We start from the raw sequence: 13,832 nt of genomic DNA, 5'->3' as shown, positions 1-13,832 counted from the left end.
GATATTGTATTCGGCTATCCGTTACAGTAAATTTTTATACAAACTGCGCTTACAGAGACAATTTAATGATCAGTAACAATTTTCTTTTTAGCCGCCAAGCTGTCGTCGACAGCAAATTGTCGGTCAAAGCGAATAATTTGTTTCATCTCAACAACATGGAGCAAGAAAAAAAGGATTCTTTCTTAAGTTTATTATTTACGGACTTGAGTATTGTTGATGTCATAAAGCATCAACCGATCTTTATCACTGTTTCAATTCATGAGGTAGAACACCTTCCTACACCACCTTCCGCATTGCGCTTTGTGCTGTTTTTTGACGCCGCAGAGTTGGTCCCAGAAAGAGACAGCGATCGTCTGTCTGGACTGCGCTTAGATGGCTATCAGTTAGGTTTAACCAATTTTTCGCTTAAGTTTTTTGGCACGCCTTTTTTTGACTACTTTTCATTTGTTGAGCTTAGCCTTAACAAATACGATGTGAGTCATGTTTTGCACGTGGACCGTCATCAAGCGCTTGCCCATAAAGAGATATGGATTAGCCATATTAAAACGCAAGAGCAACATCGAGAAATCGACACTCATACTCACGCGAGTTGGTTTAGTGGTGACTTTTTGTCCCAGAGCGTTCCTGTGAGAGGCAGCAATGTCCCCGGTTATCGCTTGATCTTGATTGACTTACTCACTCGCCTGCAAGATGGCCGTTCTTCGATCCGCGATATTTCAGCGGCCATAGAAAAAGACGTCACCTTGTCCTATCGAGTATTAAAGCTGACCAAGAGTGTGATGTATCACCGTCAATTTAACGTGCATAACGTACAACGGGCGATTGAGATAATTGGCATTAAGGACCTAATCAAATGGGTCACGTTAGCCATGTTCAGCAGTATTGATGGTAAGCCGGATTGTCTGTTCTCCATGGCGGTGAACCGGGCTTGTTTGTGTGATGGCATTGCAAAAGCGATTTACCCAAAATTAGAAGGGGCGTTTTTGGTTGGCTTGTTTTCTTACCTGCCTAGCTTCTTTGATTCTCCGATGGAAGAGATTTTAAAAGATCTGCCATTGGATGAAAGTCTAGTCGTGGCGCTAAGCCATCATCAAGGGCATTTAGGCAGCATTCTAGCGGTGGCTAAAAACTATGAGTCAGGTTGTTGGGAGAAGATTCCTTTTGAGCAATTAGCACAGAAAAGCTTATCCAGTAATCAGCTTCGCCAAGTTTACATAGACAGCCTAAAAGCAGCCAAAGAGATTTACCAAATATAATGATCGACATCGGCGTTAATATCCAACACGACTTCTTTTTGCAAGATATAGAAGACACCATAGAGCAAAGTAAACAGGCTGGGGTCGAAGGCATGGTCTGCATTGCGTCAGACTTGGAAGAAAGTCAGTTTTTACAGACCTTGTGCTTAGAACATCCTTCCCTGTGGCCAACCTTTGGCTGTCATCCGCATCAGGCAAAAAGTTGGCATTCGAACAGCGCCAATGAGCTTACGCAGATGATAAAACATAACCGCCCAATCGCACTTGGCGAAACGGGGCTGGACTTTAATCGTAATTATTCAACGCCAGATGAGCAACGCTACGCCTTTCAGGAACAAATTGAATTGTCTTTGCAGCATAATTTACCGCTGTATTTGCATGAACGTGACGCCCATGAAGAGATGGTCGCTCTGTTACGCGCGATCGGAGGAGAACAAATAACAGGCGTTATCCATTGTTTTACTGGCAGCATAGAGCAACTGGAGAACTATTTAGCATTAGGTCTGCATATTGGCGTAACAGGTTGGGTTTGTGATGAGCGACGAGGATTGTCATTGCAACAAGCGGTGCCACACATTCCCCTAGATCGTTTGCTGCTAGAAACCGACGCGCCTTACTTACTGCCAAGAAACATTCGTCCAAGACCGAAAAAGAATCACCCGAAATACTTGCCTTGGGTCGCCGCAGAAGTTGCTAGATTAAAAGATCTGTCTCAGGACGAGCTTGTCGCGCACACAATGGCCAATACAAAGCGCCTCTTTGCCCTGTGATGGCTCGGTTGTTTCTTTAAGCCATCAGCCTAAGAAAGTGACAGAAAAAGCCGTACTGTATATTTATACAGTACGGCTTTATTATTGACCTAAACGCAGTCAATAGACAATTTTAGGGCCATTAGATAAGCGAGATTTGCTTACTCAAAATGGCTTCCATACTGGATTTATAGTGCGTCAATATGCTGTCTGCGATGGGTTCTATCTGCTTACTAATATAATGTTCGTAATCCAAATCCACCAGATCAGCAGCGCTTTCATAAGGCACAACCCCACGACGCTGATAAAGATAACTCACTCGTTTACGCCCTTTATCGTATTCAAGAGGCTGTCCAAGTTCCGCTCTTTTCGCGTCTATCATAGCGGCCGCTCTTACGTGAGGAGGAATGTTTTTCTTATAGGACGCCAGCGGTCTGCTCAACTGCTTACTGTAAATCAGCTGTTCGTCAAACTCCCCTGCCTTGAGTCTATTGACCGTGTCCTGAATATAATCAATGGGGTTTTCATCGTTAAAGATTTTCTTGAAAAGCTCACGCTGAAACTCTCGAGCCAATTGGGTCCAGTCAGTACGAGCGGCTTCTAGCCCTTTAAAGACCAAGTTACCATCAGACAAGCCAGCATAGCGTTTTTTACTGCCCTCTTCTTGGCCACGAATGGTTGGCATAAAGAAGCGGTCGTAAACCCGTTCAAACTCAAGCTCTAAATAAGATTCTAAATGCGCGTACTCTTGGCACCACTGAGTCAGAAAGGCGTTCATATCGTCACAAAGACGCTGCCCCAAGACTCTTTGGTCGGTTTCTTGATCATTTAAGGTAATGAAAATAGAGTCCGTGTCCCCGTAGATGACTTTTGCACCGCGTTCTTCCATCCATTGCTGAGTGCGCCCTAGCAACTCATGGCCGCGCATGGTGATCGAGCTGGCAAGCTCAGCGTGGTAAAAACGACAAACATTAGAGCCTAGTACACCATAGAAAGAGTTCATGATGATTTTGATCGCGTAGCTTAGGATATCATTACCCTCTTGCTTGGCTTTTTCCCTTGCCTGAGCAAGCTCAGTCACCAGTTCTGGCAGAATGGCTTCTTTGCGATTGAAGTGCGCGCCTAAGTAACCAGGCACTAAGGTCTCTGTCGGGTCATCAGGCTCTTGCGGTTCAATAGCATCGCTGTGTTGCAGCGCTTTTTTTTGTTGCCCTGCGGTGATTCTAGCAAGCGGATCAATGTAAAAGGTTCGGATAATGCTGGGGTACAGACTCTTAAAATCGAATACTAATACGTTCTTGTACAAACCAGGGATAGAGGACATCACAAAGCCCCCTGGACTTGGAACAAAGACGTCGTCATGCCAAGCGGGCGCTACCCATCCAGCTTTATGCAGCCTAGGCAGATACAAGTTTTCAAACGCCGCCACCGAACCGCCAGTCTGTTCGAAAGGAATGCCGGTCAAGTCCACGCGCGTTTGCTGTAATTCGATGAGTTTGAGCTTTTCGAAAATCTTCAGCACCAGATCGCAATCTTGCAAGTTGTAATCGACAAAGCCTTGTAAATCTTCTTGGTGTAAGCGTTCGATTTCTTGCCAACGGTCGCCACCCTGTAACAACTTCTGATCTTGTAAAATTTCTTTGCTTACGTTGTTCAGGCTGTAAGATTCAAAATGATACCCCCCCACTTTCAGTAAGGTGATGCCGTCCAGCGCGACCCGCCCAGGAATGCTCGCAAAATATTTGCCTTGGTTATCCGACGAATGAATTCGCCATGTTTCACCATTCACCCCAAAAGCAGGGCGAATACCCAAGCGCTCGCAGCGCTGATTGATAAAGTTCAGATCGAAACCAATCAGGTTCCAACCAATAAAAATATCAGGCGAATACTTTTTGACGTAACGAATGAAGTCCAACAGCAGGTCTTTTTCATTCTGATAGGCTTTAATAACGTCGGTGTTCACCGCTTGATCTGTCACCACAAAAGCAATGCGCTGCTGGTTAGAAGTGATGCCAATGGAGAGCAAGCAGTTTTTGCTCACAGAGGTTTCAATGTCCAGCGACCAGACGGTCCAATCAGGACGCCACTCACCGGGAATCACCTTAGCTTTGGTATAACGCAGACCGCTGCTGTCTGGAATCCCAATAAAGCGAACACTGCCACGAATGTTGCGCTCCATGAGATAGCGGTTATGGGCTTTAATGTCTTCTTCGTACACAGAAAAGCCATTTTTCTTAGCCAGTGCGACCATTTGCTGATGCAGCACCAAGCTCTTACTTTGAATCAAGGTGACATATTGATCATTAAAGGCCCGATAACTGGGCTCACTAACACGAACACCGCGCAGGCTGTCTGGAAAACAGTGACGCGGAGCATCACTGAAAAACGTACTAAATTGGCGGTCAGGTAATACCTGCACTGTGCCTTCCGGTGTTTTCACGAACAAGCTCATCTCGAGCTGTCCGTTTACTTCTTTGGTATGGCGACTAATGATATAGCCATTTTTTTCTACAAACATCGATAAACCAAATTGTCTTATGTAAATTGTCTTGTTAAATTGCCATTAAAAATCACGCAACAGGTGCATAGGCGGCACTTTTAACACAGTTCGACTTGCGAAGACACCAATGCTCGTTATCAAGATCACCCCGATTAATGGGCCAAGTACCCAAAGTAGCGGGTGCCAGCTAACCGCAGACTTAAAGACAAAGGTTTGCACGCCGTACAAGGAAGCCTCCGCACCTAGCGCGGCAATCACGCCAGAAAACAAACCAAGAAAGCCGAATTCAACGATCAAAGCTTGTCTCACCAAGCTGGCTTTTGCCCCCAGCACTCTTAACAAAGCGCCTTCTTCACGGCGCTCTTCTAAGGTGGAACCAATGCTTGCGATTAACACCAAGGCGCCTGCCGCTAAGATACACAGCAGCACCAGCTGAATCGCTTGAGAAAGCTGCGCAATGATGGTCTGAATTTGCTTAAGCAAGTCCCCCACATTCAAAATAGACACAGTAGGATAACGGGACATATTTTGATAAAAAGCCTGCGCCTGATCCGGTTTAATGAAAAAGCTGCTGACAAAATTCGCGGGGGAATTTGCTAAAGTTTGTTTCGGCACAATGACATAAAAGTTAGGTCGCATACTTCCCCAATCGACCGTACGAATGGATGTCACCGGCAACGTATAATGCAGGCCGCCAATACTAATCGTGAGCTTATCGCCCATTTTGATGCCCGCTTCCGCGGCGGTTTTTTGCTCTAATGAAATACCTTGATCATGAAAATCCCCCGCGACAACTTGATTGCCCTCACCAACATGATCGGCCCAGGTTAAATTCATTTCGCGTTCAAACAACTCAGGTTCAGGCGTGCCTTCGGGGTACAGTGTCTCCACCAAATCATCGTTCACTTTCGTGATTCGGCCTCGCACCATAGGAAACCAGCTTGATGACGAGAGATTTAATCGCTGACTGATGTCGTTAATGCCGGCAACCTGATCCGCTTGCACATTAAATAAATAGTGATTCGGAGCGTCTTCCGGCAGTTGTGCTTGCCAATCGGATACCAAGCTGGTTTTTATGCCAACTAAAATAAGCCCCAGCATAATGATTAAGGTAAACACCAATAATTGGAACAAATTAGGAGTCAGGCGGCGATACAAAGAAGCCAAGCCAATTTGCCAACCACTGGTCGCGCCAGAAGTCGCCCATCGACCTAACTTAAACATCCCCCAGCCAAGAATCGACACCACCAAACCGACGCCGGCAATGGCCAGCGTCATAATACTTGGCAGCATAAAGCCTTGGGTGTACAAACACATCAGACCATAGAGTCCAACAAAGCCCACCACGTAGATAACCAAGGCGTTCTTTTCCACTCGTGCAGAAGGCTGCAGCACTGACAGCGGTGAAATTTGAATCAGCCGAATCATCAGCGGCAAGCAAAAAGCAATTAACGAGATAAAGCCCGTCGTCACCCCAAGCCAAAGTTTGCCAATGGATGGTTCCGGCAAGGTGGTTGTCATTAAGCTTGAAAGCAGTGACGAAATCCCTTCTTGAATAAACCAACCACTGATCAAGCCACCTAATGCGCCCACCACAAATAAGATAAACAGCTGCAACGAAAATAATTTTGCGAGTATGCGAGGGGTTGCCCCCAACGTTTTTAACACAGCAACCTGCATTAAATGGCGTTTTACAAAGCGTGCCGAGGCCAAGGCCATTGCCACACCAGACAGCACCACAGCCAAGGTCCCCGCCAATAATAAGAAGGACTCGGCTTTATTTATGGTTTGGCCGATGCTTTGGCCTTTCTGCTTGGGTGTTTGCCAACGTTGACCCTCTTTCAGTTGCGGCTCAATCCAAGTTTCGTATTGCTGCAAGGCGTCTCGGTCACCCGCGAGCAACAATGAATAGCGCACTCGACTACCAGGAATAATGACATGGGTCGCGGCCAAATCAGTCACATTCATCACCGCCCGTGGCGAGACAGCAAACGCAGAAGTACTAGAGCCTGGGTCCAATACAAGGTATTTAGACACACGCAATTTGGCATCGCCCACTTCGACCATTTGCCCTATTTTTACCGCCAACAAACTGGCCAAACGAGACGAGAGCCAGATCTCCCCACTGGCAGGGGCTATGGTAGAAGGGTTGCCTTGGGCAAATAAGGCATCATCGACTAAAAACTGCCCTTTTAATGGGTAACTCGCACTCACCGCACTGATTTGCGACAGTTGCAGTTTGTCATTCGCGAAAATCATAGTGGCAAACGAGGTGCGCTCGGCTTGTTCAAGCCCCTGTTCCGTGGCGTGAGATTTCCAGCTCTCTTGTATCGGTTGATCTGAGCGCACCACCCGATCAGCGGCCAGTAAATTGGCCGACTCTTGTTCGAAGGAGAGCTGCAAGCGGTCAACAAACAAGCTAATCGAGGTCACAGTCCCCACAGAAATAATCAGCGCTATGATGAGCGTGATCACCTCACTGCTGCGTATTTCTCTAAGAATAAAGCGCAGAGCAAAACTCATAGATTGCCTTCCTTAAGTTGCCCAGCAGACATAATTAACTGGCGGTCACACATGCTCGCCAAAGTATTGTCATGGGTCACCATGATCAGCGTTGTGCCTTGAGAGCGATTCAAATCGAACAACAACTGAATGATGGTTTTGCCATTTTCTTCATCCAGGTTGCCCGTTGGTTCGTCAGCAAATAAGATTTTAGGCTCGGAGGCAAACGCTCGCGCAATGGCCACCCTTTGTTGCTCGCCACCAGAAAGTTGACGAGGGTAATGGGTTAATCGATGCGATAAACCGACTTGCTCAAGGAGGTGTTCCGCTTTTTGACGTGCTTGCTTGTCACCTTTTAATTCTGCAGGAAGCATGACGTTTTCAACGGCTTCTAAGCTGGGCAACAAATGAAAAGATTGAAAAATAAAGCCCACATACTGACCGCGTAGCAACGCGCGTTTTTCTTCGCTTAATGACGTTAGGGAATGATTGTAAAGGGTTATCTCTCCTGCCGTATTACGGTCCAATCCCGCAAGCAAACCAAGCAGCGTAGACTTCCCTGAGCCTGACGCTCCAACAATGGCAACCGACTCTCCCTCCTTGATTTCTATATCGATTCCTTTCAATATGGTCAAATTTCCGGTTTTAGACGTTACCGTGTGTGTTAGATTGTGTGTTTGAAGTGCGGTAATTTTATCCATAAAACAGTATTCTCACTTAAGGTTTCTTATGCCATTCAAAATACGGCTTCTGTTGAGTTCAATTCTCTTGATATTGTCTCTTGGCGTAGCGCACGCTTCTTCATTGCTGGTTATGGGAGACAGTCTCAGTGCCGCTCATAATTTACGACAACAAGAAGGTTGGGTTAGTTTATTAAAAAACTCACTTGCACATTCTTACCCCAATGTGACCATCAATAACGCCAGTGTGAGTGGCGAAACCAGTCAAGGTGGGCTGTCTCGATTCCCTTCATTATTGCAAGAATACACGCCAAATTGGGTGATTTTAGAGCTTGGTGCGAACGATGCCTTACGGGGTTATCCTCTTGACCAGACCCGCGCGAACTTAGGCGTAATGATTGAGCAAGCTCAGCAAGCCGGTGCTCAGGTCTTATTACTTGGTAACCGGATTCCACAAAACTATGGCAAGCGCTACACAGACATGTTTTTTGGTTTGTATAAAACACTTGCAGATCAATATGATGTTACGTATCTGCCGTTTATGCTAGAACATGTTGCACTCAATAAAAAACTGATGCAGCAAGATGGGTTACATCCTACAGCGGAAGGTCAAAAACAAGTATTAAAGAATATTCTACCCTACCTCATTCCATTATTAGACAAAGAGAAAATACAATGAAAGCCGTATTTTTAGATCGTGGCTCTTTCCCTAACAGCGTCAATCTGGTGTACCCAGAATGCATCACTCAGGTGGTTGAATTCGAAAACACTCGCGCCGATCAAGTAATCCAAAGAATTCAAGACGCCGACATAGTACTAACCAACAAGGTGGTGGTCGACCGAGCGGCCATCGAGTCAACAAGCGCCCTTAAATTAGTACAAGTCATGGCCACGGGCACCAACAATGTTGATAAGCTTGCCTGTGAAGAAAAAGCCATCGCAGTGCAAAACGTGGAAGGCTACTCCGGCATCAGTGTTCCTGAGCACACCTTCTCTCTTTTATTGGCGCTGCGCCGCAACCTGGTCTCCTACCTTGATGATGTAAAGAAAGGGCATTGGGCTAAATCCGAGTATTTTTGCTTTTTGGATTACCCTATTCAAGATTTGGCCAATACCACCATGGCCATATTTGGTAAGGGTAATTTGGGGCAAAAAGTCGCGAACATTGCCGCCGCTTTTTCCATGAAGGTTCTCTTTGTTGAGCACAAAAATGCCACCACAGTGCGCCCAGGTTACACAGGGTTTCAACAGGCGTTGAAACTGGCCGATGTGATTACCTTACATTGCCCATTAACCGACAACACCGCCAATATGCTGTCTTATGATGAATTTAAAATGATGAAGCCCAACTGTGTGTTGTTAAACACCGGCCGTGGTGGCTTGGTCAATGAAGACGCCTTGATTGATGCATTAACCACACACAAAATTGCCGCCGCAGGCTTTGACGTTGCCACACAAGAGCCAATGCCAGTTGATCATCCACTGCAAAAGCTGACCGAACTACCGAACTTCTTGCTGACGCCTCACGTTGCTTGGGCAAGCGCCGAAGCCATGCAATCCCTCGTTGATATTGGCATGGATAAAATCAAGCAATTCTCAGAAGTCGCGCAATGAACCTAGAGATCTTATTTGAAGACGAATACTTGGTTGTGGTTAATAAGCCGGCAGGTTTGTTAGTCCACAGAACCGAGCTGGATAAAACCGAAGAAGATGCCGTGGTTCAGCGATTAAGAGATCAAACCGGTCGTTGGGTATTTCCGGTTCACCGATTAGACAGAGGCACATCTGGCGTTTTGGTCATGGCCTTTTCGCCACAAACTGCACGCTATTTATCGGAGCAATTTGCCAATGCGGCCACGGCGAAAACCTACCATTGTTTAGTCCGCGGCTTTTGTCCTGATCAAGGTGTGATTGATTACCCATTGGCGAAGCTGAACGAACAAAAAGGCATGTCTCGGTTCAAAATCGAAGGCACTGAAAAAGAAGCACAAACCGAGTTTGTTTGTGTGCAGCATTATCAGCTTCCTGTACCGGTTAGTCGTTACGATGCCATGCGCTTAAGTTGGGTTGAAGCCTCGCCAAAGCAAGGACGAAAGCACCAAATCAGACGTCACTTCAAGCATCAGTTTCACCCATTAGTGGGCGATACTTGTTATGGCTGTCGCCATATTAATAAGGTGGTCCGAACACTGTGGCCTGATGAACAAAGGCTAATGTTACACGCCTCTTCGCTGACATTTTTTCACCCTCACACGCACAAATCCATGACCTTTAACGCGCCATTCGACGATCAGTTAAACGCCGTGTTAGCAAAACTGGAAGCCTATAAAGTGGCTTAAAAAGAGGCTCTATTAAGAAAAACAGCGTTTAAAGAAGCACCGCGCTGTTTTCCCATTTAAAGCTTAGTTTGTCTTGAATGCCGGTGGGTAATTTTATCGAATGGGTATCGGTGGCGGTATGCGAGAATCCGCAAGAGAGCAATAACCGAATGGAGGCTTCATTGCCGTCGCCCACATAGGCATAAACCGTCTGTACCCCATAACACGAAAAGAGCACCAAGAGTCGGCGCAAAACATACCGGGCAATCCCCTGCTTTGTAAAACTCTGCCCAATGCGATAACTGATTTCTACGGACTTAGCGCGGCGATCCAGCAGCTGCACACAAAATCGACCTATGACATTGTTATGTCGATGATAGATAAGATATTGGAGGGTATTTCTGGTGTCAGAAATCTGCGTTTGAAAATACTGCTTGTTTTGTTTTTCTAGCACCTTTTGAGGCAAAAATTGCGCAAACCATTGCTGGTTGCGGGCCTCAAACGACAGGATATCCTCAATATTGGCTTCGGTAGCCCGTTGTATTCTTAAACGCTCATCGATATCACTTTTCATAATGACACACGCACTGTTACCTTAATCTATTCAGTTTAGGCTATTCGCTTCATTTATGTTGAATTCTAGTGTGATCTATATTTTTATAAATGGTAAAATACAGCAAGATTAAGACCCATTAAGTGAAGCCTAAATGAAAAAAAACAATCTCGTATACTCTACCGATCAAGGCCGACTCTGCCCTGACTGTGAGCAACCTGTTGATCAGTGCCAATGCCAAAATAGCGCGATTATTGGCGATGGCAATGTGAAAATTTCCCTTGAAACAAAAGGCCGAAAAGGCAAAGGCGTTAGCCTAATTTCAGGGCTTGCTATGACGCCAGACGAGCTTAAGACATTGGGCAAAAAACTAAAAGCTCAATGTGGCACAGGCGGAGCGGTCAAAGACGGTCACATTGAAATCCAAGGCGATCATCGACAAAAGTTAAAAGATTTGTTAGAAAAAGACGGCATAAAAAGTAAATTTTCGGGCGGCCAGCCTTGAAGAAAATCAACACGATTAAAGCTTCCACTTTGTACGCCGATAGCTTAGCGTGTTACCTACATTGTTATTGCTTCCCCCTAAGCATATAACATCCAAGCTTTTTAATAGAACCGCGAACAGTGCGTTGTACCGCGCTCATATTCTTACCATTTTAGAATGGATTTTTAGGTAAGTTGTTCTCTGTATAGAGGTAGTAATGCAGAACGAAAGCCCTACAAAAGCCACTGAGCTGATGCAAAAAGCAGTCCCTATGATGTTAAAGCTAGAGGTAGCTCCGACACCATATAACTATGGAATATGGTATGAGTATGTTTCTAATAGAAACCAAAAGCTCAATCAAATCATGGACGGTACCTTACGAAAGCTGGGACACTTACCTAGTTTCTTATCCCGTGAGTTATTCCATGAATTTCTGCTGCCAGATGAATTCCAACAGGGGAATGGCCAGAAAAAAAAGCTAAAATCCATTGTTGATAGCGCCGCCTCTTCCTCTAAAGACATGAGTAAAGGGCTTGATGAGCTAAATACCGTGTTAGCGAAAAGTCGAAAAATCCTAAAGCGCGCCGACAAAGAAGAACACATTGATAGCGTGATCAATTACCTTGAAAAAGGCGCCTTGGTTGCCAGTCAAAAAGCCAATCACTTTAATCAATCCCTTGAACAAGTGCACGCCGAACTCGCCAAACTAAAAGCAGAATTAGACGACATTAAAAAGCAAAACGATGTCGATGAGCTTACTCAATTAGGCAATCAAAAAGGCTTTGAACGCACCTTGTATCAATGGCTTCCAGACGCCGAAGACGACATCAGTATTATCTTGTTGGACATTGATAATTTGGCGTCCATTAATCAGCAGTTTGGAAAGCGTGCCGGCACCGCATTGATCCGTTATATCGCAGATCTGATGAAGACCCTAGCGTTAGAGAAAAGCGTTATGTCCAGGTTTGAAGGTGGCACCTTTGGCATACTCCTTAATGAAGCGACCTTGGATTTTACCCACCGTTTCGCTGAGCTGCTTAGGCAACAAATTTCTGAGCAAAAAATCCGTTATAAACAAAGTAAAATTCACATGCCACAAGTCACTGTATCCGTTGGCATTGCGACTCTACTGGGCCAAGAAGGGCCGGAAGAGTTTTTAGAAAGAGCGCGTAAAAACCTGTTGCGGGCAAAGCAATCAGGTAAAAACTGTACATCTGACCGATAAAATACTTAGGAAAATTTATGTCTACCAACCTCACCGCTCCCCATTCTATTGCTTTTAGCGTGAGAGATTATGAATGTGATTTACAAGGCATTGTGAATAACGCCGTCTATCAGAATTATTTAGAACATGCTCGTCACTCTTTTATCAAATCCAAGGGATTGGATTTTGCACAAATCACAAAAAGCGGCATTCACCTTGTCTTAATGAAGGCGGAGCTCGATTACAAACGCTCTCTAAAAAGCGGTGATGAGTTTGTTGTAGAAACCTTTGTAGAAAGAACTTCTCGCTTCAAATTTGTTTTTCATCAAGTTATTTTGGACTCTGAAGGTAACAAATACTTGTCCGCCAAAATGACCATCGCCTCCATTACTGAAAATGGCAAACCAATCGTCTTTGAAGAAGCCAACGTGCTCCTATAACGCTTCTATCTAATGGTCATTGCCCTTGTCCATTTGAATCTCGCCCATACTTCTTTTATAGAATGGGCGTGATTTCTCCTCTCTCCCTGCCCAACAATACGGCTTCTAACTGGCGGTTTGCGACGGTGGAAAACCAAAAAACCGCTTATATTCCCGACTAAATTGAGAAAAGCTGTTATAGCCAACTTGGTAGCTGGCTTCGTTTGCTTGTATACCTTGAATCAACAACGCCTGTGCTTTCTGTAGCTTAATGGATTTGATGTATTGCATGGGTGAAACATGCATGAGCTTTTTAAACGCGTTAAAAAAAGACGTTTTACTCATATTGGCAATGGACGCCAACTCATCCACCTTGATGATCTTGTTGACATTGTTATGGATGTGATTCACCGCTCGTGACACAGGCTGTATATTGCCATATTGATGCAACAATTGACGCAAGGCGTAACCGTGTTCACCAGTGAGTAATCGGTAGTAGATTTCGTCAATAACAGATTCCCCCAAAATGGCGGATTCCAATGGGTCCGATGCGACCTTCAACAATCGTGAAAACAATTCAACCAGATCGCCATTGGCTTTACCTACAACCACACAGGACGCCGTTTCTGGCACGGCTTTTCGCAAACTCATCTCTTGGCGCTCAATGCGCACAATCATATCGGCCAATTTTATTAAATTGATGCTCATCACCGCCGATTGAAATGGCACCTCGGCGGATGCTTTCGTCACCTCGGCGTACACGGGTATGGGCAAAAAGTTGATGAAAAAATCGCCCCCTTGATACACAAAAGCAGCGTCGCCAATCCGGCAAATTTTTTCACCTTGGCCCATCATGCAAATAATAGGCTCATACAAAAAGGGCGACATTCGTTGCGCACGGTGCCATTGCACCACACCCACACCCTCGATGTGCATTTCGGTGAATCCTTCGTGATGAACATTTTGTTTAATCAACTGATTAAACTCATCCATTTGGTTTGATCGTACGACTTTCATCATTGCTGTTAGATGGCCTATTGAGCGGTTTAAGGAAAAATAAGGTTCTAGTATGCAAACAATCGACAGGATTCAAGGAGCATTTAAGAAAGAACACTCACCCATCCGTGCAAATATCAGGGAGTGTACGATTATGCATGTTTTTAAGCG

13 protein-coding genes are annotated in these 13,832 nt (G+C 45.3%); 8 read left to right on the top strand and 5 right to left on the bottom strand.

All coding sequences use genetic code 11. The annotated features are described in order from the left end of the window. The first annotated feature begins 65 nt into the window (after positions 1-65). Together ACIGBN_RS06810 and ACIGBN_RS06805 are read left to right on the top strand one after the other, a co-directional pair. Entirely contained in the window at positions 66-1,256 is a 1,191-nt protein-coding gene (locus tag ACIGBN_RS06810; protein ID WP_133003949.1) for an EAL and HDOD domain-containing protein, read from the top strand. Further along, a complete protein-coding gene (locus tag ACIGBN_RS06805) occupies positions 1,256-2,026 on the top strand; it encodes a TatD family hydrolase (protein ID WP_396664430.1) in 771 nt (256 codons plus the stop codon). The genes ACIGBN_RS06810 and ACIGBN_RS06805 overlap by 1 nt, the downstream gene beginning before the upstream one ends. Positions 2,027-2,147: 121 nt before the next feature. Here the strand turns inward: ACIGBN_RS06805 and ACIGBN_RS06800 are convergent, their stop codons facing one another. The 3 genes from ACIGBN_RS06800 to ACIGBN_RS06790 are packed head-to-tail and all read right to left on the bottom strand — an operon-like array spanning position 2,148 to position 7,708. Further along, entirely contained in the window at positions 2,148-4,523 is a 2,376-nt protein-coding gene (locus tag ACIGBN_RS06800) for a DNA polymerase II (protein ID WP_396664428.1), read from the bottom strand. Between the two features lie 45 nt (positions 4,524-4,568). Further along, on the bottom strand, positions 4,569-7,028 hold the full coding sequence (locus tag ACIGBN_RS06795; protein ID WP_396664426.1) for an ABC transporter permease: 2,460 nt from the start codon (positions 7,026-7,028) through the stop codon (positions 4,569-4,571). Then, the gene (locus ACIGBN_RS06790; RefSeq protein WP_341564935.1) at positions 7,025-7,708 is read right to left on the bottom strand and encodes an ABC transporter ATP-binding protein; all 684 of its coding nucleotides are present in this window, start codon (positions 7,706-7,708) and stop codon (positions 7,025-7,027) included. The genes ACIGBN_RS06795 and ACIGBN_RS06790 overlap by 4 nt, the downstream gene beginning before the upstream one ends. 28 nt (positions 7,709-7,736) lie before the next feature. Between ACIGBN_RS06790 and ACIGBN_RS06785 the strand changes: the two genes are divergently transcribed. The 3 genes from ACIGBN_RS06785 to ACIGBN_RS06775 are packed head-to-tail and all read left to right on the top strand — an operon-like array spanning position 7,737 to position 10,026. Beyond that, positions 7,737-8,366, top strand: coding sequence for an arylesterase (locus ACIGBN_RS06785; RefSeq protein ID WP_396664424.1), 630 nt, complete (start codon positions 7,737-7,739; stop codon positions 8,364-8,366). After that, entirely contained in the window at positions 8,363-9,301 is a 939-nt protein-coding gene (locus ACIGBN_RS06780) for a D-2-hydroxyacid dehydrogenase (protein WP_133003955.1), read from the top strand. The genes ACIGBN_RS06785 and ACIGBN_RS06780 overlap by 4 nt, the downstream gene beginning before the upstream one ends. After that, positions 9,298-10,026 carry a pseudouridine synthase gene (locus ACIGBN_RS06775; RefSeq protein WP_396664422.1) on the top strand — a complete coding sequence of 243 codons (729 nt, stop codon included), beginning with the start codon at positions 9,298-9,300 and terminating at the stop codon, positions 10,024-10,026. The genes ACIGBN_RS06780 and ACIGBN_RS06775 overlap by 4 nt, the downstream gene beginning before the upstream one ends. A gap of 28 nt (positions 10,027-10,054) precedes the next feature. Here the strand turns inward: ACIGBN_RS06775 and ACIGBN_RS06770 are convergent, their stop codons facing one another. Further along, positions 10,055-10,579 carry a GNAT family N-acetyltransferase gene (locus ACIGBN_RS06770; RefSeq protein ID WP_341564931.1) on the bottom strand — a complete coding sequence of 175 codons (525 nt, stop codon included), beginning with the start codon at positions 10,577-10,579 and terminating at the stop codon, positions 10,055-10,057. Positions 10,580-10,712: 133 nt separating this feature from the next. On the opposite strand from ACIGBN_RS06770, the gene yciH reads away from it, so the two are divergent. The 3 genes from yciH to ACIGBN_RS06755 all read left to right on the top strand — a co-directional run bounded on the left by yciH (position 10,713) and on the right by ACIGBN_RS06755 (position 12,686). Beyond that, the gene (gene yciH / locus ACIGBN_RS06765; protein ID WP_133003958.1) at positions 10,713-11,063 is read left to right on the top strand and encodes a stress response translation initiation inhibitor YciH; all 351 of its coding nucleotides are present in this window, start codon (positions 10,713-10,715) and stop codon (positions 11,061-11,063) included. A 196-nt stretch (positions 11,064-11,259) separates the two neighbouring features. Next, positions 11,260-12,267, top strand: a complete 1,008-nt coding sequence (locus ACIGBN_RS06760; RefSeq protein WP_133003959.1) for a GGDEF domain-containing protein — start codon at positions 11,260-11,262, stop codon at positions 12,265-12,267. Positions 12,268-12,284: 17 nt separating this feature from the next. Continuing rightward, positions 12,285-12,686: an acyl-CoA thioesterase gene (locus ACIGBN_RS06755; protein WP_396664419.1), complete on the top strand. Its 402-nt coding sequence runs from the start codon at positions 12,285-12,287 to the stop codon at positions 12,684-12,686. Between the two features lie 105 nt (positions 12,687-12,791). Here ACIGBN_RS06755 and ACIGBN_RS06750 read toward each other — a convergent pair whose 3' ends face one another. Beyond that, the gene (locus ACIGBN_RS06750; protein WP_396664417.1) at positions 12,792-13,685 is read right to left on the bottom strand and encodes an AraC family transcriptional regulator N-terminal domain-containing protein; all 894 of its coding nucleotides are present in this window, start codon (positions 13,683-13,685) and stop codon (positions 12,792-12,794) included. Positions 13,686-13,832: the final 147 nt, after the last annotated feature.

Origin of the sequence: Marinomonas sp. NPDC078689 (genome assembly GCF_044542435.1) — a bacterium.
Classification (GTDB): Bacteria; Pseudomonadota; Gammaproteobacteria; order Pseudomonadales; family Marinomonadaceae; genus Marinomonas; species Marinomonas arenicola.
The sequence above is the reverse complement of the archived record's forward strand: the minus strand, read 5'-3'. Positions and strand labels throughout refer to the sequence as shown.